Here is a 22,577-nt window from a genome sequence, read left to right as displayed (position 1 = left end):
GATATAATAAACTAGAGAAAGACCAGGTCATGTTGTTTAGAAAAACTATTTTATTTTCTGCGTTAATGGGATGGGGAGCGCTTAGCTTTGCCCAAGGCATTGTGCTGAACAATGAAGATTTGCGTACGGATTTAAACTGGTTGAATCAGCAAGGTGTGATTCAAATCAGCACATCGACATGGCCTTTAAGTGGTGATGAAATCCAGCGTGCCCTTGCAAATGCTAAGGTGCAAAACAAGAATCAACAGCGCGTACTCAATTCGGTCGTGAATGCGCTAAAAGCTGATCAGACACCGGTTAAACTCGGATTATTTGCCGAAACCGATCAGAAAAATTTACCTCAAGCGTTTGGTGATCAGCAAAAAGCACAATATGTTGCATCATTGGAAGTAAATGCCGGTGGTGAAAACTGGGATGGTAAATTACGCGTAAATGGCGAAAAAGATCAGCAAATCGATAACGGCCGTAAGGTCAATGTCGAAGGCTCGTATTTGGCCGGCAAACTCTGGAACCAGTGGGTGATTGCAGGTCAGATTCCAACATGGTGGGGACCAGGACATGACGGCAGCTTGATTCGAGGCGATGCCAGCCGCCCAGTTTATGGCGTGACAGTGCAACGTGCCGAACAAAAAGCATTTGAAACCAAATGGCTGTCATGGATTGGGCCGTGGCAGTACCAAGTGTTTGGCGGTCAGCTCGACAAATACACCGCTGTACCTGATGCCAAGCTTTTAGGCCTTAGACTGACAGCGCAGCCGTTACCTTATTTAGAATTAGGTGCAACCCGAACATTACAATGGGGCGGTAAAGGGCGCTCAGAGAGTTGGGACTCCCTATGGAATGCGATTAAAGGTAACGATAACGTCTATGATGCCAGTGAAGATCGTTCGAACCAGTTGGCGGGTGTAGATTTTCGTTTGAACTTACAACCGTTGGTTAACGTACCAATGAGCGTATATGGTCAGGCTATCGGAGAAGATGAAGCTGGTCTTTTGCCTTCAAGAAAATTGTATTTAGCTGGTGCAGAGTATTCCTCAAGCCTACGTAATATGCCTTACCAGTTGTATGCCGAATGGGCAGATACCCGTACCAATGGTGATGTACAAGGTTATACCTATAACCATTACGTCTATACTGACGGTTTTTATCAGCATGGTTATCCGCTAGGTCATGCCATCGGTGGCGATGGTCAGATGTACTCGGTGGGTGGCGATATACGTGTAGATGTCATGAACCGAATTAGCGGGCGCGTCTTACTGGCGAAAGTCAATCAATCTAATCTCGCAATTAACCGCGCCTTCCCTGAAAAAGACGAAGTCAAAGCACTCGACTTAACGTGGACGCATTACATCAAGCCAGATTTGTCACTGAAGATTAATGGCTGGGTAAGTGATTCAGATGTACACGGCAACGATGCGGGTGCATCGATTGGGGTCGAAATTCCGCTCGATCTAAAACAGTTCCGTTTCTAAAATTGAAACGTATTGAGCACCTCTCCAAATGGAGGGGTGTTTTTTTACTCAAACATATATACAAAATAATAGTGAAATTAAAGTGCAGTGAAACATGCTGCGGCACCAAACAAAATACCGGGTGCATTGGCTGCCGCAAGCGGATAGTCTTTGCGTTTGAGTCCATAAATGACCCACAATAAACAGTTGATTGCTGCAACAAAAGGTTGAATCGGATTTCCTTTATGTCCAGCCAGATTATTCATGATTTGTGGAATATACGAAACGTACATACAAATGGCCGTAAAGGTTGCCACCCAACCTAAAATCTGGATAAATTTTTGTTGATCTTGAAGCATTATTGTCCATACGATAATGAGTTATGAATTTACTATATAAGTATTTTTATATGAAAAACAATTCAATGCTGTAACAACGACGGTATAAATAGACGTCCGCTGTGCTGCATACGCAACACAGCGGCGATTCAGATTAAGCTTGTGCGGTTTCTTTGGCCAGAACTTCTGCCATTGCTTTGGCCACGATGTATACGTTGCTCATGTTGAGGCCTGCAACACAGATACGACCACTACGCACGAGGTAAATCGCATAGTCTTCACGTAATTGATCGACCTGTTCACCGGTTAAACCGGTATAGCTAAACATGCCTTTTTGCTCAAGCAGGTAGTTAAAGTCACGCTCAGGAAGTGCTTTTGTAAGCTCATCACGCAAGATTTGACGCATTTTAAGAATACGCTCGCGCATATCTTTTACTTCGTTTTGCCATTGTTGGTTCAACGCTGCATCATTTAGCACCTGATCGACCAACCATGCACCCGTCGTTGGTGGGTTTGAGTAAATACGGCGGACAGTGGCTTTTAACTGACCAAACGTACATTGCGCACTTTCTGCATCGTCACATACAAATGTCAAACCACCAACACGCTCGCCATACAACGAGAAGATTTTAGAGAATGAATTGCTGACAATAAAATTCATTCCCGATTGATCAAGCGCACGAATGGCATACGCATCTTGCTCCATACCTTCGCCAAAACCTTGGTAGGCAATGTCTAGGAAAGGAATCAGATTGCCTGCTTTTAAAACCTCAATCACTTGGTCCCACTGTGCTGGCGTCAGATCTGCACCGGTTGGGTTATGGCAGCATGGGTGTAAAAGCACAATGCTTTGCGCCGGAAGCTGTTTGAGGGTAGAGAGCATACCATCGAAGTCAACACCACGTGTTTCAGCATCAAAATATGGATAGTAATGCGTTTTAAGGCCGGCACCATTAAAGATTGCCACGTGGTTGTCCCAAGTTGGCTGGCTGACCCATACTTCAGAATTCGGGAAATAGTTTTTAAGAAAATCTGCACCCACTTTCAATGCGCCTGAACCACCGAGCGTTTGAATGGTCACGGCACGTCCACTTTGTACCGCCGGGCTGTTATTTCCAAAAAGTAGGGCTTGAATTGCATCACGGTAAGGCTTGAACCCTTCCATAGGCAAATACAGTTTGGTTTTATTTTGCTTTGGTTCGATACGCTTTTGTGCTTCCATGATGGTATCAAGTTGCGGCACAATGCTATCTTCGTTGTAATAAAGCCCGATACTTAAATTTACTTTACCTTCACGCGTGTCGGCATTGAATTGTTCCATAAGCGATAAAATTGGATCGCCTGCATACGGTGGGATATGTTGAAACATTAAAAAGTCCTTTCATTCCACAGTTAAGCTCAAACTGTGTGTTATTGGAGTGTGACAGTCTTAAGCGGGATCTCCGCTTAAACTGAACTAATGTATCAGTAAGCGCCAAGTAGCACCATGCTGAAATACGACCGCCTTGAAAATTATTTTTACAAAACCTTTCGACTTTTTCTAAATACACTATTGAGTTTATTTAAATGAATTTTCAGACTCAAATGTCAATGCGGCACTGCGCATGGCATCGTTTCGTTGCTGAATCCAATACGCCAGACTTAAACAAACGAGCCATGCTGGAATCAGCCAGACGGCAAGGCGCATGTCGGGTGTGAGGCTCATGATTACCAAAATGCCAAGCATAAAAGCCATACATAAATAATTGGTCACGGGGTAGAACAAACTTGGAAAATGCGACGTCACATGAGTGCGTTTAAGCTGCTGACGAAATTTTAAATGGGTAAAGGAAATCACCACCCAGTTAATCACAATTGCCGCCACGACCAGCATCATCAAAAATGCAAAGGCTTTTTCTGGGAACAGATAATTGAGTAATACACAGAGTGCAGTGACGAAGGCAGAGAGTAGGACTGCATGAACTGGAATGCCGCGAGAATTAATTTTTTTCAAAAATTGAGGGGCATTGCCTTGTTCTGCCAAACCCAGCAACATGCGGCTACTACAGTAGCTAGTACCGTTATAAACCGATACTGCGGCAGTCAAGATAATAAAGTTGAGGGCTGTCGCGACACCTTGGCTGTTAAGTGAGGCAAATACCATTACAAATGGACTGCCACCTTGTGCCATTTGATTCCATGGGAACAGTGCCAGTAACACGCACAACGTCGCAATATAAAAAATGAGAATCCGGTAAATAATCTGATTGACGGCTTTAGGGAGTGTTTTTTTCGGGTCACGTGCCTCGGCTGCGGTAATACCAAACAGTTCGATTCCACCGAAGGCAAATACAATCGCGGCCATGGCCATCAGTAGGCCGGTTACGCCATGTGGAAAGAAGCCACCCAGTGCCCAGAGATTGCTGATCTGTGCCTGAGGTCCTGCGCTTCCAGTGGCCAGCAAGTAAGAACCAAAGGCAATCATGGCCAAAATGGCGGCAATTTTGATGATTGAAAACCAAAATTCCATTTCACCAAAAAGTTTCACGTGGAGCAGGTTAATCACGTTAATCAGGATGAAAAAGCCCAGTGCTGAAACCCATGTTGGAATGTCGGGCCACCAATACTGTACATACAGGCCAACCGCGCTCAGCTCGGCCATACAGACCAGCACGTTCAACACCCAATAATTCCAACCCGAAATAAACCCGGCAAAGCGTCCCCAGTATTTATTGGCAAAATAACTAAACGAGCCACTGACCGGCTCATGCACTACCATTTCACCAAGCTGACGCATCATAAAAAAGGCAATCAGACCCGCGATGGCATAACCCAAAATAACCGAAGGCCCTGCCAGTTTGATCGATTGTGAAATACCGAGGAATAGTCCCGTACCAATCGCACCGCCCAGCGCAATTAATTGAATATGGCGATTGGATAAACCGGGTTTGAGGCGACCTTGCTCTTGCTGTGACATATGCTTATTCTCATCCATGTCGTGTAATTTTTTTAAAACAAATTACGTATATCATAAATTTAAACCAAAAAAAATCAAAATCTGTCGATAATCAACCGATTTTCAAAGGTGCTATAGCGGCATACTGTGCCGTGAAATCTGCTGGAATCGGGGCAAAGTCGTGGCATAAATGAAAAAAGAGCATTTCAGTTTTGACCAATGTCAGGCATGATGTCAGCACGTTTATGCAGTCTTGTAAAAATATCGGAACACTGCATATGCTTGAGAATTTCATCTTAAAAGAGTGCATCAATGGTTGAAGAAAGATTATCGGGTGGGGTTCAATCGCTTGAAGTGGGTTTGAGTGTGTTGAATGCATTGGTCGACCATCAGCATCCCATTATTTTAAAAGACTTATCGCACAAATTAGACATGCATCCTGCAAAAGTTCACCGTTATCTGGTGAGCCTGATTCGTATGGATTATGCCAAGCAGCTTGATGATGGCCAGTATGCACTGGGCGATCAGGCTTGGCGATTGGGGCTGAATTGTATTCAACATACCGACGCGCTGCAACTTGTTCAGTCGATGATTTATGATGTGCAGGCCAAAATTGGCTGTAGCATTCAAATTAGTAAATGGTCGCCGCGTGGACCGCTCGTAGTACAAGCCATGGAGTCGAATCACCCCATTGCCATTGTGACCAAAGTTGGCTCGATTATGCCATTGGTGAATTCGGCATCGGGCCGAGTCTTTGCCTCATTTATGCCCGAACATGTGGTGCGTCCACTTATGGAACTGGAATGGCAAGCCGCGGCACAGTCGAGCTATCCGCTTAAACCACAAAATTGGGATGAATTTTTAGCCCTCAAAACCTCGATTCTTGAGCAACACATGGCACTGGCACAAGGCGATTTGCTGGTGGGGATTAATGCTGTGGGGCTGCCTGTCTTTAATGCACAGGGTGTTTTGGAGTTTTGTATTGTGGCCATCGACACTGAAATGTTCTTGCCGCTAGATGCACAAAGCGAAAAGTTGGCTGAGCTGAAAAGCGCAGTGGCGGCGATCAATCGTTTTTTGCAAAACCGCTAAACACAAAAAATAAATCCACTGCGCTTCATTCAAAGTGCAGTGGAGTATCAGGCGATTTCGGGTGTTAAATGCTTATACTTGAAGTACACCACGACGAATCTGATCACGCTCAATCGATTCAAACAACGCCTTAAAATTACCCTCGCCAAAACCGTCATCTGCTTTACGCTGAATAAATTCAAAGAAAACCGGCCCAATCATATTTTCAGAGAAAATCTGAAGCAGTAGTTTTTTCTCGCCATTTTGCGTGCTGCCATCGAGTAGAATACCGCGTTTTTGTAGCTCTTCAGTCGGTTCGCCATGGGCGGGCAAGCGCTCTGGCAGCATTTCGTAGTAGGTGGCAGGCGGTGGAGTCATAAAGTTCAGCCCGAGTGCCTTGAGTTTATCCCACGTGGCCAGCAAATCATCTGTAATAAAGGCAATATGCTGAATCCCTTCGCCGTTAAAGTCGGCCAAGAATTCTGCAATTTGACCGTTGCCTTTGTCTGAATCTTCATTAAGTGGAATGCGGATTTTACCGTCTGGCGCGGTCAGGGCTTTAGAGGTCAGGCCTGTATATTCGCCTTTGATATCGAAATAACGGATTTCTTGGAAGTTGAAAATCTTTTCATAAAAAGAAGCCCAGTAGTCCATGCGGCCTTTATAGACATTGTGCGTCAGATGATCGATTTCTTTTAAACCCGTGCCGACAGGATTTGCCTCGATACCATCGATAAATTCAAAATCATTTTCATAAATGTCACGATCGACCAAAAAGATCGGCATACCACCAATACCTTTAATGGCTGGAATATTTAATTCCATCGGGCCGATTTTGCTGTACATGGGCTCGGCACCCAGTTCGAGTGCTTTATTAAATGCTTTGGCGGCATCACGGGTACGAAAGCCCATTGCGCAGGCCGATGGACCATGTTCATTAAAGAAATAAGATGCGTAAGATTCAGGTTGATAATTCAAAATAATATTGATATTGCCCTGACGCCAAAGGAATGCTTTCTTTGATTTATGACGTGCAACTTGGGTAAACCCCATGGTTTTAAAAATCAGATCAAGTTCGTTTTCTTTGGAAACAAACTCTATAAATGCAAACCCGCATAGCTCCAAAGGGTTGTCTAAAATATCCATCTTATTCCGTCCTCATTATCGATTTTTACCGAATCCACTCATTGGATCGCTTTAGATTTTTAAACATAGAATGCTACAGAGCCTATAAAGGGCTAAGGAATAGGCATCACCAATACAACCAACCAATTTAAAATTGTATCGGGGTAGCACCCTAGGTTTAAAAGACGATTGCGCTCAAAGGAAATTATTGAAACTCAAAATCGCCGTCCTGCTTCATTTTTTAACAACGTATCGTCCAACTGATACTGCGTTATATGAATGAGCATACTAAACTCAATTTAATTATGCAATACATAATTAAATTATGAATTTTGTAATAATGATGACTGTATTTATACTTTTGCACCAAAAAGACGCATATTAACTGGAGTTAATTAAAAAACCACACGACTGGGTGTGGTTTGCAAAGTGATCCTTGATTTTTTAAGAATTCATTAAGTCGTGTGATTACAGACGTGAAACGTCCAAAAACAAGGTTTCCTTAATTTCCTCCATCACAATATAGCTGTGTGAAGACGCCGAGGAGGGCAGTTTTTTAAGCAGATCGCCGAGCAAACGCCGATAGGCACTCATTTCCTTCAGGCGTGCTTTGACCAGATAATCAAATTCCCCCGAAATCAGATGACACTCCAACACTTCAGGAATCGCCACTAAGTCACGTGCGACCTGATCAAATACATCTCCCGATTTTGCCGATAACTTGATTTCCAGAAAGACCAATAGATTCCGATCGACATACGCCGGATTCAGCCGTGCATGGTAGCCTGTGATCACGCCATCGCGCTCTAGTCGCTTGACCCGCTCGGAGCAAGGTGTGGTCGATAAATTGACCCGTGAAGCCAGTTCGCTGATGGCAATGCGCCCTTCCTTTTGCAGAATATCTAAAATCTGCCGATCAATCCGGTCTAGTGCACGCATAAGAAATTTCCTTTTTTTCGTTTTTTTGCACGACGAATTCTTAAAATTACCTAAATTATAGCGTTTAAATCAGTGAAATTAACTATCTAACCAGAAATATACTAGTGAAATAACCTAATACGGATTGAAGGAACGGACATGCGTGTAATTGTTTTGGGCAGTGGTGTTATTGGTGTGGCTAGCGCTTATTACCTTGCGCAACAAGGCGCGCAGGTTACGGTATTAGACCGTCAGGCGGGGCCAGCAGAAGAAACCAGTTTTGGCAATGCCGGTCAGATTTCACCGGGTTACTCTACACCGTGGGCAGCGCCAGGCATTCCGTTTAAAGCGGTAAAATGGATGTTTCAACATCATGCACCTTTGGCAATTAATATCGATGGCAGCATGTGGCAGTTACAGTGGATGGCGCAAATGCTTAAAAACTGTAATCCAGCCAGCTATACCACCAACAAAGAACGCATGATGCGTGTGGCTGAATACAGTCGTGACTGCCTCAAAGCATTGCGTGAAACCACAGGTATCGAATATGAGAACCGTGCTAAAGGCACCTTGCAGGTTTTTCGTAGCGAAGCACAATTAGAAGCAGTGCAGCGTGACATTCAGGTGCTAGAAGAATGTGGCGTTGGTTATGCACTACTTGATCGCGAGGGGCTTGCCCAAGTCGAGCCGGCACTTGCACATGCTCAGGATAAACTGGTCGGTGGTTTGCACTTGCCAAATGATGAAACTGGCGACTGTTATTTGTTTACCAATGCGCTGGCCAACAAAGCCAAAGCACTAGGCGTCGATTTTCGGTTTAATCAGCAGGTCGAAGGCTTGGTGGTCGAAGGCGATAGCATCAAAGGCGTGCGCGTTAATGGTCAAACTCTAACAGCAGATCGTTATGTATTGGCATTTGGTAGTTATTCGCGTGACTTTTTAAAACCGCTTGAACTTAATCTGCCGGTGTATCCAGTCAAAGGGTATTCACTCACAATCCCGATTGTGCAGCCTGAGTTCGCGCCGCAGTCGACCGTGCTCGATGAAACCTACAAGATCGCCATTACCCGTTTCGACCAGCGTATTCGTGTGGGAGGGATGGCCGAGCTGAGTGGTTTTAATCTCGGCTTAAATCAAGACCGACGCGCCACGCTTGAGATGGTGACACAAGATTTATTCCCGGGCGGCAATATGGCAGAAGCGTCTTTCTGGACAGGTTTACGCCCAATGACACCAGACAGCACTCCAATTATTGGTGCGACCCGCTTTAAAAATTTATTTCTCAATACCGGACATGGCACTTTGGGTTGGACCATGGCCTGTGGCTCTGGCAAGTTGATCAGTGACATTGTGCTGAACCATCAAACCGATATCAGTACGGAAGGGCTCTCGCTGCAACGTTATTCTAGCGCAGCCTAAGTCTAAGTCTTAAACCTCAGGGAAGATTCACTATGCCACGTCCCATTCATGCCGTTGTGCATCAGGATGCCTTAACACACAATCTTCAGGTTGCCCGAAACGCCACGCCAGACAGTCAGGTCTTTGCCGTGGTTAAGGCCAATGCTTATGGTCATGGTATCGAACGCGTATATCCGGCCTTAAGCGCCGCCGATGGTTTTGCACTACTTGATCTTGCCGAAGCCAAACGCATTCGGGCGTTGGGCTGGACCGGGCCAATATTGTTACTGGAAGGTGTGTTTTCACCGCAAGATTTATACGATTGCACGCAAGATCAGCTCAGCTTTACCGTACATCACCTGAGCCAGATTGAATGGATCGAGCGTCATCCTGCGCCAGCGCAGTTTCATGTTTATTTAAAAATGAACAGCGGCATGAACCGTTTGGGCTTTCAGCCTGCGGCATATCGCGAAGCGTGGCAGCGCCTGCATGCATTACCGCAGGTGGCCAGTATCACGCACATGACGCACTTTTCCGATGCAGATGGCAATCGTTTTGGCGAGTCTGGGATTAACTATCAGCAACGTATTTTTGAACAAACGGTTGAGGGGCTTGCGGGCCCACGATCGATCAGTAACAGTGCCGCGATTCTACGCCATCCGCTGCACTCCGATGTTGTCCGTAGCGGCATCATGCTCTATGGCAGCGCACCAGATTATCCGGCACATTCAATCGACCACTGGACACTCAAGCCCACGATGAGCCTACGTAGTGAGTTGCTGGCCATTCAAGATTTACAGCCCAATGACACTGTGGGATACGGCTCAAGCTTTATGGCAGACCGCCCACTCAAGATCGGTATTGTGGCTTGTGGTTATGCCGATGGTTATCAACGTATATCGCCAACAGGTACGCCTATTCTGGTAGATGGCGTGCGTACCCGTACCGTTGGTCGCGTCAGTATGGACATGCTGGCAGTCGATTTGACGCCTGTACCACAGGCTACTGTCGGAAGTGAGGTGGTGCTGTGGGGCAGGTCTAAAACTGGTGCAACTTTATCCATCGATGAGGTGGCAGTGGCTTCGGGCACCGTAGGTTATGAACTCATGTGTGCTGTGACGGCACGCGTTCCATTTATTATACAAACATAAGGATATAGGCATGTCGAACAGCGATATTCAGCGCATCAATACCACCGCGGTAATGAGTGCTGTCACCATTTTTAATGGCGTAGTGTATCTCTCTGGTCAGGTTCCGAAGCAGACCGAGCAAGGGATTGAAGGGCAAACCCGAGAAATTCTGGCAACCATCGATGCTTTGTTGGCCGCAGCCCATACCGACAAATCCCGTCTGCTTTCTGCGCAACTGTTTTTAAAGCATCTTGATGATTTTCAACAGGTGAATACAATCTGGACCGAATGGCTCGATGGACTGGCCACACCCGCACGGGCCACCATTCAGGCCGATCTGGTCAATCCAGACTGGCTCATCGAAATTGCCGTGATTGCGGCACAAGCCTAATTTTATATCCGCCAGTGCATTCGTGTGCTGGCGTTAACAATTTAAGACCCGTATTTCCCTTTGTGTTGAAGTGAATGACGGGCACAAGGAGCGTTAGATCCCGCTGTTTTCAGTATTTTTGTGAGGCGATCCCAAACAAAAGGAAAAATGGCTGGGTTTAAAAGAGGAAATTCAAAAAGGATGTGACCTTATGACTACAGGACGTCATCGCGACGCTGAGCATGTACCCCATGAGCTTCAGCGCAAACTGTCGAATCGTCATTTACAATTGATTGCGATTGGCGGTGCCATTGGAACAGGCCTCTTTATGGGATCAGGGAAAACGATCTCGCTGGCAGGACCTTCTATTTTATATATTTACATGATCATTGGCGTCATGTTCTTTTTTTTAATGCGTGCCATGGGCGAATTGTTACTGGCGAATCTGCATTATAAGTCTTTTGTCGATATGGCGCATGATCTGCTCGGTCCGGGCGCTGGCTATTATCTGGGCTGGACCTACTGGTTAGGCTGGGTACTGGTCGGAATTGCCGATCTGGCTGCCATTATCAACTATTTAAGTTTCTGGTTACCCGATGGCACCACCTTTACGCCAATGGGGCAGGCACTTATTAGCGCAGCATGTGTGTTTTTGGTGCTCGGGCTGAATCTGTTAACCGTGCGCCTGTTTGGTGAAATCGAATTCTGGTTTGCCTTGATTAAGATTCTGGCGATTGTCGGATTGATTGGCGTCGGTGGCTACATGGTGTTTAGCCATTTTCATTCTCCTGCCGGCCCTGTGGCATCGATCAGTAATGTCTGGTCCGCAGGGGGAATGTTTCCTAAAGGCGTTGAAGGTTTCTTGGCTGGCTTTCAAATTGCAGTTTTTGCTTTTGTTGGGGTCGAGCTGGTCGGTACGACTGCCGCAGAAACCAAAGATCCTGAAAAAAATCTTCCCAAAGCCATCAATGCCATCCCAATCCGCATTATTTTATTTTACGTATTGGCATTGTTTGTGGTGATGTCGGTGACGCCTTGGAATCAGATCAGTGCCAATAAAAGCCCATTTGTAGAACTGTTTTTGTACGCGGGTATTCCGACTTCTGCCATCATCATGAATCTGGTGGTGTTGTCTTCGGTGATGTCCTCGATGAACAGCGGTGTGTTCTCGACCAGCCGTATGTTGTTTGGTTTATCACGTGACGGTCAAGCTCCTAAGGCATTTGCACAGTTATCGCGCCGTGCAGTACCGGCCAATGGCTTACTGTTTTCCTGCCTGTTTATTATGGCAGGTGCCGCGTTGCAATATTTTGTGCCCAATACCATGGAGGCCTTTACGCTGGCCAGTTCACTTTGCGTGATCTTGTTTATTAGCGTATGGAGCATGATCATGGTGTGCTACTTGCGTTATCGTAAGCTGCGCCCTGAGTTGCATGCCCAATCGACGTTTAAGATGCCAGGCGGTATTTTGATGTCGTATGTAGTTTTGGGCTTTTTGATGTTTACGTTGGTGATTCTGGCATTAGAGCCCGATACCCTTAAAGCCCTTTACGTGAGTCCGCTCTGGTTGATTATTTTGGGCTTTACTTATCAGTTTATGTATAAGCCTCGCGTGAAACGTTTGATGCAAAATTAAAAGAAATGATCTATTGAAGAGCATCGTCTAGCGTATGCTCTTCAAATTGTATTAAATCTCGTGCTCAATACGCAAAATAAAACATGATTTCTCAGAAAATATTCCAAAAAGAAAGTCGATCTTACTGCGAATCAAGATGTTTTCGCCTCTCATTTGTTTAAATAACTGATGTCAATTTTTAAATTTTTAGTGTCAATATTTTTTTGTTTTTTTTCGTTAGCTTAAGCCCTCGTACCAAACACATCACATTTTTGTTTAGAAAGTGAATTTGGTATGTACTTTTAAAACGATTTAACTTTTTAAAAAAGGGTGGCTCTTTAAATGAAAATGAAATTATTGATTGGCGCATTCATGACAATTGGTGTTATGCAGGGAGCAGTGGCTGCCGATACAATTACCTTTACTGGCACAGTTGATTCAAACACCTGTACCGTCGATGTTGGAAGCTCTGCTTCGCCAACGATTACGCTACCGACTGTTGGTGCAGGAAGTTTAACTGCTGCTGGAAAAACTGCAGGTGCAACGCCTTTTAGTATCAATATTAAAGGGTGTAGCCAAACTGCGGATGACGTTGCGGTACGTTTTACCGCGCATAATCCTGATGGTGCTAATTTAGGCGTTTCAAGCGCAACTGGTAGTGCAACAAATATTTCAATTCAGCTTTTAAATGGAAGTGCTGGCAGTTCTCCACTGGTTTTTAATAACGGAATTGCCACTACAGCGAAGCAAACCACATCATCAGGTACTACTACCTATAATATGACCGCGCAATATTATGCAAAAGATAAGGTGACAGCTGGCTCGGTCACGGCAGTTGCTGATTATGAAGTGATCTATCCTTAATCGATTTTTAATGATCCGCCATGTGCCATAACTATGGTGACATGGCGTTTTTGATAAAAAGACAAGAAAAGGATAAACCATGAAAAAAGCCTCTAAACTTTGGTTCAGTATGTTAATCGCAAGCTTCGTGTGCAATACATCGTTGGTATACGCCAATGTGGTGATGACAGGTACTCGCGTGATTTACCCGGCTGAACAAAAAGAAAAAACGCTGCAATTTAGTAACAGTAAAGATCAGAGTTATCTTGTTCAAATCTGGTTAGATCAAAACAACCCTCAATCGACGCCTGAAACTGCAGATGCTCCTTTCATGGTCAATCCTCAGGTTTTCCGTATTGATCCATCTCGCGGACAAATGGTACGGATGGTCTACACAGGCGACACACATTTGCCTGCCGATAGAGAATCTATTTTTTACTTAAATTTTAAGCAAATACCTGCATTTGAAAAAAACAAACTTGATCAAAATATGCTGGTCTTATTGGTTAAAAGTCGCTTAAAAGTTTTTTATCGTCCAAAAACAATTGTAGGGCAACCAGAGGATTCTTTTAACACCCTGACCTATTTATTGGTGAAAGATCAAGATACCACATGGCTTGAAGTGAATAATCCAAGTGGTTATTACATCACGCCAACTCATGCCACTGTCAAAAAAAACGCGCAGACTGCAAAAGCACTTGATATAGCGATGATTCCGCCTAAAACGACCGCTCGTTGGAAGTTGGATCGATCGATAGATAACGGTGCTGATCTTGAGGTGAACTTACGCTTAGTGAATGACTACGGAGCCTCTGTCAATCAGCGAATCGCAGCCCAGCATGATCGATAAGGCCAGTTGATGATGAAGCATACCTCGGCTATAGCAGCGCATACCGTTTTATCGGTTGCAATTCATTCATTGCTCTTTCATTCAAATCAGTTATATGCCAATACCCCTGTTTCAGAGCTGAGCTCATCTCAAGAGTTATATACTTTCGATGCCAAGTTACTTAAGGGAACAGGCCTAAATCAAGAGTTAATCGATCGTTTCAATCAGTCTAGTGTATTACAGGCTGGATCATACACAGTCGATCTATATGTCAATCAACATTTGATTGGTCGACGTGAAATCAGATTTATAGATGACCCAGATCAGCCTGGCAAAGTAGATGCTTGCTGGACTGATGCCTTATTAGATCAGGCAAATATTGTGGGTGATCTTCAGTTCCAGAAAAGCCGAACTCGGGGTCAAAATACAAGTAGCAAAGAAGATTGTCTAAAACTGGCCCAGATCGCACCAGGTAGTCAAATCGATTTTGATTATGCCAATTTACGCTTGGATTTAAATATTGCTCAGCAGTATTTAAGAAGTGTTCCAAGAGGATATGTCAATCCTGAAGAGCTTGATGCAGGACAAAGTATTGGATTTTTAAATTATTCTGCGAATTACTACCGCACAGAAAACAGATTTGAAAGCAAACAAAACTATGAGTCAGGTTTTTTAAGCTTAAACGCGGGTGCCAATATTGGAAAATGGCAGTATCGTCAGCAAAGTAATTTTTCAATTGATAATGACCATCATACTCAATGGAATCACATTCGAAGCTATCTACAGCGACCCATTAATTCATTGACGTCTGTACTGACATTAGGCCAGCAATATGGCTCGGGACAATTTTTCTCGACATTACCTTATTTGGGATTAAGTCTGCAAACAGATGAACGGATGCGCCCAGATTCAATGCGAGGTTATGCACCCGTGATTCGTGGCACCGCACAGACCAATGCAAAAGTATCGATACAACAAAACGGGCGCGAGATTTATCAGATAAATGTTGCCCCAGGGCCTTTTGAAATTAAAGATTTGTATCCGACCAATTTTGAAGGAAATTTAAAGGCGGTCGTTACAGAGGCCGATGGCAGTGTCCATGTGCATGACATTCCATATGCTGCCGTTCCTAACTCTTTACGTGCAGGTCTTTATAACTATAACTTTTCAATGGGAAAAACTGATCTGGATCACGCACAACAGGCTTACTTCTCAGATTTTAATTATGAATATGGTTTAAATAACAGTATCACGGTGAATGGAGGTTTCCGTTTAAGTCAGGATTATCAAGCGCTTTTATTTGGTGGCGTATGGGGATCTACTTTGGGCGCGCTCGGAACTAACATCACCTATTCTCGTGCTGATATCACGACCTCTTCAGGCAAAGATACAACAGATGGCTGGATGGCCAATATTAATTACAGTAAGACCATTCAACCGACCAATACGACTATTGCAATAGCTGGATATCGATATTCAACTGAAGGTTATCGCGAGCTAGGAGACATACTCGGATTAGCATATGCGACCAAGCAAGGGGGAGATTGGGTTTCAAATACATATCTACAACGCTCGCGTTTTCAAATTAATTTAAGCCAGCAGTTTGGTCAACTTGGTAGTTTTTATTTAGCAGGTTCAACTCAAAACTATCGTGATGAGCGTAAACGTGACACATCGTTTCAGGCTGGATTCAGTAAAAGTATCGGTATTATGAGCTTCAATCTTAACTATACACGTCAAAAAACCTATGCCGTACGTGGTGATCGTGTCAAAGAAGAATATTCAGATAATTTTGGTGGCATTAGTATTCATATTCCTTTAGGTAAAGCCCGAAATCCGTTACGCCCAACATTGAGTGCCTATTATAATCAAAGCAAAAACAATGAAAATTATCAGCTTGCTATGAATGGCGCGCTTGATCCCGATTACAGCCTCAACTATACCATCGGTGTAAACGGAGCTTCCGATCATAGTGATACCACTTATTCTGCAGGCCTTTATAAACGCTTTGCATCACTTCAGGTGGGTGTCAATAGTGCCTATAGTCATCAGTACTGGCAAAATTCAATCAGTGCAAATGGCGCTGTCGCATTACATTCAGGTGGAGTGACCTTAGGGCCTTACTTAACAGATACCTTTGGCTTGGTTGAGGCGAAAGGGGCTCAAGGAGCCAAAGTCATTAGCTCACCTTATAGTAAAATTGATCGCTTTGGTTATGCATTAATCCCAAGTTTAAGTCCCTATCGATATAACAGTATCATTTTAGATCCACAAGGTATTGCAAATAATATTGAGCTCATCGGTGGAGAGCAGCGCGTTGCACCGTATGCAGGCGCGAGTGTGAAAATCAAATTTCTGACCCGGACAGGATACAACGTATTAATCCAAAGCCATTTGAACAATCAACAGATCATTCCAATGGGAACTGATGTATTCAATGCTGAAGAAGAGGTTATTGGTATGGTCGGTCAAGGCGGACAAATGTATCTGCGTGTCGCACAGCCTAAAGGAATATTACGTTTGCGTTGGAGTGATCAGCAGGGAACTTCAAGTTGTTCGTTACCCTATACGATCTCCGATGTCGATTTAAGCCAACCACTAATTAAATTGAGTGCTGTGTGCAATATGGAGAATAAATAAATGTTCCTTCTTCATACAGGTCTTCAATCACATTTTAAACGTATAGTTTTAAGTTTTGTGTCGCTATTGATACTGCTAGTGTCTAGTCAAGGCTGGGCACAATGCACAATGAATAGATCACCTCAATATCTGGAAACAGATGACTGGAGTGCGGCAAAAATTCGATTTGGTAATGTGCAACTAATGAATCAGGCGATACAGCCATTAGGTAGCGTGATTGCCAGTACGGTGGTTGCACCAACAGAGTTTCGTGCAAGAAATGCCAATTCAGAGTCTATTCTATGGACATGCGATGAGGGCGACCAGAACTACATCACCTTTCTTGTCTCAACCAATGGAGATGATTTTTACGGTGGTCGTACCGAAGTTGCGGCAACGGATGCAGGTGGGCAATCTGGTGTATTTTATACCGCGGCACAGCTTCTTGGTCTTAGATTAACGATGGCGGGAAAGATCGTTACTCAATATTATCAGGATATTCCCGTGAATTACGAAACTGGCTCAGGTGCAAATGGCTGTGCGGTGGGTAAAATTTGTATTCGACTCAAACATATTCCAAACTTACAAGCAGAGCTAATACGCATACAAACCAACCCTGAAACCAATACAGGCGTGGTTAAGCCTTGGCTATCTAGTGGAATATATAGTTACTTGGGCCCAGCAGCGTATATTCAGTTGAGTAATAAAACCAATGGTATTGGTCCACAACCTGTCACGTTTGGTCACGATGAAATTGGAGAAAGTCATACAACCAACTTCGCTTTCTGGGGAGCGGATAATGGTATTGGTTACACATTATATAATGCAGTAAGTATGAGCCCGCCATCGAATTCATGCTTAACTACTTTTACCACACCTGTGGTGAATTTTCCGAAAACCAATACGCAGGCTTTGAACGATGGAGGAGAGGTTTCAGCAGATTTTGAGGTACAGGTACAATGTCATAATAGCGCCCAAAGAGGGATATCGTCGGGGCAGAATGCCATCGGTATACAGGTCTCCTCTTCAAGTTACGATGCCGCGCAAACCTTAGGTTTGGTCAATTCCTCTACAGGAGTGAGTGCCTTAATCTCAAACCAATACGGACAAGATCCGAGCTTAGCTCAAAATGTCGGAATTTATCTGACCAACCCAGCCAATAACACCACCATGAATTTTGTGGGCCAGCCAGGGTTAACGGGTACATTTCCAGCCACCTTTGGAACAGGATGTAGTGGATACTGTTACAGTGCAATTAATTATCCAAGCGGAAATTCGGCTGGCTGGTACTCACTGACGCAAAATGCTCAAGTGATCGGTTCGCCTGTAGCCAACCATACGTTATACCGGATTCCTTATCGTGCAGTTCTGAAGAAACTACCCAAAGGTGCCGCTACAGCAGGAAGGGTATATGCCACTGCTACAGTATTGGTCAAGATACAATGAAAATCTTCTGTTTTATATTAATAAGTTGCTGTATGTATACCTCTAAGGCTGCACTAGCCGGGTTGCTTCCTGAAAATACACGTGTGATTTACAATAGTTCTGAATCATCTCGATCATTTATTGTGGTCAATAAAAATCATTATCCAGTATTGGTACAAGCATGGGTGGATGATGGTGCTGGAGATCCAAATACAAAACAGGCACCTTTTTTGATCAATCCTCCTGTCTTTAAAATGCAGAGTGGAGCTGTACAGGTTTTAAAGATTATCTACACAGGTGAAAAACAAGATACAGATCAGGAATCACAATTTTGGCTCAATTTATATGAGGTACCGGGAAAATCGTCAGTGTTCACCGGTTCGAATACCGACAACCAACTTGATCTCACCATGCAAACGCAGTTAAAACTTTTTTATCGACCTAAAAAAGTTCCAAAAATGGATCTTCAAGCTGTTGCAGCGCAGCTGAAATTTTCTTTTAAAACAATAGATGGTCAACAGTATTTGATCAGTGAAAATCCGAGTGCATACTTTATTTCTTTTTCCGAAATTACATTAAGATCAGACCAACATTCAATACCAGTTCAGGCAAACCTTGAACAGATGCTTGCACCAAAATCTCGACAGGTTTACCCAATCGATCATATCCCTGACCAAATGAAGCAGATCGATTTTAGCCTTATTGGAGACGATGGCTTTGCATATTCATTTAAATATCTTTACTATAAGTTTAAATAAATCTTAATGTAAGTATAACTTACTCATTTTTTGATTGAACTTAATCCCAAATAGAATGAAATTTAATGATAAAAACTTCGGTGACTGTACTTTTATTACTCATGATTGTGGATTTTTGTAAATCTTACCATTTAAAAGTTCCAGAAAGCTGTAGATCTTATTTTCATGATTCTCGTTATTTATCACTAAATAATATTTATGATCGTGTACCCTTTTCGACATGGCAAAAAATTATTTATGAACTTTATGAACAATATCCTGTTCCTGATTTAAGTATTAAAATTACAAAACATGCAAATATTTCCTGTGCTGGGCTAACAGGTTATCTCATTCTTGCACGAGAAAATTTATATCAAGCTGCTATGGATTTTATCTACTATGAGCGTTTAATTGTAGATTACAATTCGGGTAGTTTAAAAGTTAAAAATGACCTGATTGAGTTTGTATGGTCTGATTTTCATGAAAAAGCTGGTCTCTTAGTCGATGAGGTCATTGTTTTTACTTATATTGAGATTGCTAGACAAATTATTGATCCACAAGAATTAAAATTAGAAAAGATTTCATTTTATTACGATAAGCCGGAAAATTCTGATTTTTATGAAAAAATATTAGGATGTCCTGTTCATTTCAACAGCCCAATTATTTCTGTTGTGATGTCAGCTTCCCATTTAGAAAGTATACGCTTACCCACAAAGGATCCGATTTTATATAAGATACTTAAACAGGAAGCAAATCGGCATATTTTAGATTTGCCTTCAAATCACGATTTTGAGCAAAGACTTGAAATATGTATTATGCATTGTATCAAAGAAATCACCTTAAATAATGTGGCAAATTATTTAAATATTTCAACGCATACACTTAAAAATAAACTTTTTCAAAGAAAACTAAACTTTAACGTATGTGTAAATAAAGTCAGAAAAAAATTAGCGATCACATATCTTGAAAATGAGAAACTTACGATTAATCAAGTCGCAGATCTGCTTGGATATTCTGAACAAAGTGCTTTTCAACGTGCTTTCAAATCTTGGATGAACATTACACCCTTACAATTTAGAAAAAATCTTAAACAAGAAGATATACAAAGCTAATCGATTAATTTTAATTTTATACTGATGATCGCATTGAAAAGATATAAGGTATAAGAATACAAGTTAAGCTGACATGTTTTATCAGATCAATACCTAATCGGGTAAATTTGATTTTATGAAGTTTAAAAATGTAATCATAATCAATAGCATTTATGAAAAACTACAGCTAACCAGATCGAGATTGCTCTAATTTCTAAAAAATTGATGAGCGTTACTTCAATAAATTAAAACGATTCAAACTTAAATCAATGTATCTTTCATTTAAATATAGACAATAAATATAGAATATTTTTACGATTCAAACTAATAATTTTTTTTAAAAATGCTAATGATGTGCTCAATTCTATAAAAATATTTTTATCTTTTGATAAATTTTATTTCCTAGTTAATTGTATTTTAAATAAAATATTAACTAAATGGCAATTCAAGTAAAAATCAGTATTTAAATCGTTATAGTATAACATATATTTTTTCATATTTATAGGTTGAATTATTAGTGATTAAAATTTTGATTTTATTTTAAAGTATAATTGAAGTATTTTTCATATAAGAATTTCGTTTTTAGTTATTTAATTTTTATATTAAATAAATTTCTAATGGTTTCTTAATAATTATTTAATTCATACAACATTAGAAATAAGATTCATTATCAAAAAGTAACAATTAGATAATAATAAATATATTAATAATGTTATTTATTAAGTTTCATTTTTTTAAAAATTTGATATAAAACATGGACTTAATTCTAAAATTATATTTTTTTAATAAAAAAATTAATCAATTTTAAATTTGATTAATGATTTTTTTACAAATTATTTTATTGATAATTATATTTTAAGTTTACGAGAAACTATTTTAAAAATAATTTGTTACACTGTTTTTAAAATATATTAATATTATTTAAAACAATAATATATGCTTTAAATAGATTGAAGGTAAATTGTATTTTTAGGTTGCTTTATTTTATTTGTTTTGTATTTACAAAAATTATTTTCTAGAATTATTAACTGTGGAAGGAAGCTAATTAGAAAAAGATCTAGATAAAAAAGGACGGTAAAGATTATGAAACTATCAGCAATCAATGTCGCTTTAATATGTTTGTGTTTTCTAGGAAATACACATGCTACCGATGACTGGAGCTACCGCTGGAAAGCATCAAGCACACGATCTAGTGAAAACCTTTATCAAGCCAATTTAATTGAGCTTATGGATTCTGATTATTATTCTGGCTTGGGAAAAACAACGTTAAATACTACCAACAATGTAAATACCACCAATAATATTGAAACGCAAAACAATACCAGTTCAACGTCGATTGGAGCACTCGATACCTCGACGAACTCACTCACAATTAATGGTTCAAATAACAGTGGTATAAAACTTTCAACCTCTGCCTTTAATGAAGGGTCAATCAATTCGAGTACACAACAACAAAATCAGAATTGCCCTAATTTAAGCACTCACTCGGACGTACCACTATGCTGAATCTTACTTCCAATAAAATCAAAATATCTTCGGTGGGTACCACGATATTTTTCAGCGCTTTCCTGAGCGGTTGTACTGGCTTAGCGGTTTCAAATAAAGAACCTGTAAGCCTCGTTCAAGGGCCAGCAATTACAGACATTTTTACTCCTTTTGACATGGCATTGTCGTGCTTAAAAGGTCAAATACGCAATGACGTCAACTTTTCTGTAGGTGCCATTTTAGATCAGACAGGTAAGGACGTCGTGACTGACGGTGGCACAGGTAAATTGGTCACTCAAGGTGCAGGAGATATGGTGCAGTCGGCCTTGTTCCGCGCGGGTGTGAGTTTACTCAACCGACGTGACCCACGCATTATTGAAAGTGAAGCCAAATGGGGGATTCGTGATCCGCGTATGATTCAAGCTTCTAATTACTATGTGACAGGCAGTATTAATAGTTTGGATTTTATCCCAGGTGGTGGTTTTGATATGCAAATTGGTGGAGTAGGGCCAAATTACAGTCAGACCCGGATTATCGTTGGTCTTGATTTGTCCTTAACCGATGCACGCACCAGTAAAGTGGTGGGGAATGTATCTTTGCAAAAACAAATCGTCGCGCAAGATTACGGGATTAGCGCGGGTCGTTTTGCAGGACGAACACTTTTAAACATTCAAATTGGTAAAGGTGAACGTGAAGCAACCAATTTTGCACTGCGTCAAATGCTCAATCTGGCCACGTTTGAGCTGCTTAGTCAGGTCGTGCCGCCATCCACATTTGAAGGCTGTCGCAACACCATTCCACCCGAATTTGGGCGTTTAAGTCTCACCCAGAGTTCGGTGGCACTCTACAAATATAAAGAGACACAGCAGCAAAAAACACCAGTGACCAGTGGCGTGACAGAATCGTCACTGACCAAAACAAATCCGTCGACTGAAAAAAATAAACCGGTCAATGTACCCAATAAAGATATACAGCCCATGAAGGAAAAAGAATCGAACTTGATTAGTAATCCAGATGGCGATTCTGAACTGAATAAGAAAGATCTGATCAAGTACATCAGCATGAAACCAGCGGTTACGCCACCAGCGAAAGTGGTTCCAGAAAACAGTGATGCTGAACAAGAAAAACTCCTGACCGATGCGGTACCTGGGTTTGAAGACAACTACTGGTCGAGCATTCAGCGCGACTAAAGAATTT

General features: G+C 42.0%; 19 protein-coding genes. 14 read left to right on the top strand and 5 right to left on the bottom strand.

The features are described 5' to 3' along the window. Positions 1–29: 29 nt before the first annotated feature. A complete protein-coding gene (locus tag Aso01_RS10755) occupies positions 30–1,472 on the top strand; it encodes a capsule assembly Wzi family protein (RefSeq protein ID WP_004941696.1) in 1,443 nt (480 codons plus the stop codon). A gap of 77 nt (positions 1,473–1,549) precedes the next feature. Here Aso01_RS10755 and Aso01_RS10750 read toward each other — a convergent pair whose 3' ends face one another. The 3 genes from Aso01_RS10750 to Aso01_RS10740 form a co-directional block, all read right to left on the bottom strand. Beyond that, positions 1,550–1,810: a SemiSWEET family transporter gene (locus Aso01_RS10750; protein WP_004941693.1), complete on the bottom strand. Its 261-nt coding sequence runs from the start codon at positions 1,808–1,810 to the stop codon at positions 1,550–1,552. A gap of 133 nt (positions 1,811–1,943) precedes the next feature. Further along, positions 1,944–3,158 carry an amino acid aminotransferase gene (locus Aso01_RS10745; RefSeq protein ID WP_004941691.1) on the bottom strand — a complete coding sequence of 405 codons (1,215 nt, stop codon included), beginning with the start codon at positions 3,156–3,158 and terminating at the stop codon, positions 1,944–1,946. Between the two features lie 189 nt (positions 3,159–3,347). After that, a complete protein-coding gene (locus tag Aso01_RS10740) occupies positions 3,348–4,745 on the bottom strand; it encodes an amino acid permease (RefSeq protein ID WP_004941688.1) in 1,398 nt (465 codons plus the stop codon). Between the two features lie 291 nt (positions 4,746–5,036). On the opposite strand from Aso01_RS10740, the gene Aso01_RS10735 reads away from it, so the two are divergent. Then, positions 5,037–5,816 carry an IclR family transcriptional regulator gene (locus tag Aso01_RS10735; RefSeq protein WP_004941685.1) on the top strand — a complete coding sequence of 260 codons (780 nt, stop codon included), beginning with the start codon at positions 5,037–5,039 and terminating at the stop codon, positions 5,814–5,816. 72 nt (positions 5,817–5,888) lie between these two features. Here Aso01_RS10735 and hppD read toward each other — a convergent pair whose 3' ends face one another. Both hppD and Aso01_RS10725 read right to left on the bottom strand, forming a co-directional pair. Further along, a complete protein-coding gene (gene hppD, locus Aso01_RS10730; protein WP_004941680.1) occupies positions 5,889–6,941 on the bottom strand; it encodes a 4-hydroxyphenylpyruvate dioxygenase in 1,053 nt (350 codons plus the stop codon). 447 nt (positions 6,942–7,388) lie between these two features. After that, a complete protein-coding gene (locus Aso01_RS10725) occupies positions 7,389–7,859 on the bottom strand; it encodes an Lrp/AsnC ligand binding domain-containing protein (RefSeq protein WP_004941677.1) in 471 nt (156 codons plus the stop codon). A 138-nt stretch (positions 7,860–7,997) separates the two neighbouring features. Here Aso01_RS10725 and Aso01_RS10720 point away from each other — a divergent pair, with 138 nt between their 5' ends. From Aso01_RS10720 to Aso01_RS10665, 12 genes are all read left to right on the top strand, one after another. Next, a complete protein-coding gene (locus Aso01_RS10720; RefSeq protein WP_004941675.1) occupies positions 7,998–9,257 on the top strand; it encodes a D-amino acid dehydrogenase in 1,260 nt (419 codons plus the stop codon). Positions 9,258–9,289: 32 nt separating this feature from the next. Further along, positions 9,290–10,387, top strand: coding sequence for an alanine racemase (gene alr, locus Aso01_RS10715; RefSeq protein WP_004941671.1), 1,098 nt, complete (start codon positions 9,290–9,292; stop codon positions 10,385–10,387). Positions 10,388–10,397: 10 nt separating this feature from the next. Further along, entirely contained in the window at positions 10,398–10,757 is a 360-nt protein-coding gene (locus Aso01_RS10710) for a RidA family protein (RefSeq protein ID WP_004941667.1), read from the top strand. A gap of 190 nt (positions 10,758–10,947) precedes the next feature. Next, the gene (locus Aso01_RS10705; protein ID WP_004941663.1) at positions 10,948–12,372 is read left to right on the top strand and encodes an amino acid permease; all 1,425 of its coding nucleotides are present in this window, start codon (positions 10,948–10,950) and stop codon (positions 12,370–12,372) included. Positions 12,373–12,693: 321 nt separating this feature from the next. Further along, on the top strand, positions 12,694–13,215 hold the full coding sequence (locus Aso01_RS10700; protein ID WP_004941661.1) for a fimbrial protein: 522 nt from the start codon (positions 12,694–12,696) through the stop codon (positions 13,213–13,215). A gap of 79 nt (positions 13,216–13,294) precedes the next feature. Further along, entirely contained in the window at positions 13,295–14,044 is a 750-nt protein-coding gene (locus Aso01_RS10695; protein WP_004941659.1) for a fimbrial biogenesis chaperone, read from the top strand. Positions 14,045–14,053: 9 nt separating this feature from the next. Continuing rightward, a complete protein-coding gene (locus Aso01_RS10690) occupies positions 14,054–16,663 on the top strand; it encodes a fimbria/pilus outer membrane usher protein (protein ID WP_042065420.1) in 2,610 nt (869 codons plus the stop codon). 108 nt (positions 16,664–16,771) lie between these two features. After that, a complete protein-coding gene (locus Aso01_RS10685) occupies positions 16,772–18,088 on the top strand; it encodes a fimbrial protein (RefSeq protein ID WP_228128005.1) in 1,317 nt (438 codons plus the stop codon). Between the two features lie 32 nt (positions 18,089–18,120). Next, entirely contained in the window at positions 18,121–18,825 is a 705-nt protein-coding gene (locus Aso01_RS10680) for a fimbrial biogenesis chaperone (protein ID WP_004941654.1), read from the top strand. A 65-nt stretch (positions 18,826–18,890) separates the two neighbouring features. After that, positions 18,891–19,916: a helix-turn-helix domain-containing protein gene (locus tag Aso01_RS10675; RefSeq protein ID WP_004941650.1), complete on the top strand. Its 1,026-nt coding sequence runs from the start codon at positions 18,891–18,893 to the stop codon at positions 19,914–19,916. Positions 19,917–20,978: 1,062 nt separating this feature from the next. Beyond that, positions 20,979–21,401 carry a hypothetical protein gene (locus tag Aso01_RS10670; RefSeq protein WP_004941648.1) on the top strand — a complete coding sequence of 141 codons (423 nt, stop codon included), beginning with the start codon at positions 20,979–20,981 and terminating at the stop codon, positions 21,399–21,401. After that, positions 21,395–22,570, top strand: coding sequence for a CsgG/HfaB family protein (locus tag Aso01_RS10665; protein ID WP_004941644.1), 1,176 nt, complete (start codon positions 21,395–21,397; stop codon positions 22,568–22,570). The genes Aso01_RS10670 and Aso01_RS10665 overlap by 7 nt, the downstream gene beginning before the upstream one ends. The last annotated feature ends 7 nt before the right edge of the window (positions 22,571–22,577 follow it).

Source organism: Acinetobacter soli (assembly GCF_000760595.1).
In the GTDB taxonomy this organism is placed as follows: Bacteria; Pseudomonadota; Gammaproteobacteria; order Pseudomonadales; family Moraxellaceae; genus Acinetobacter; species Acinetobacter soli.
Note: the sequence above shows the minus strand (reverse complement) of the source record. Positions and strands in the feature narration are given on the sequence as shown.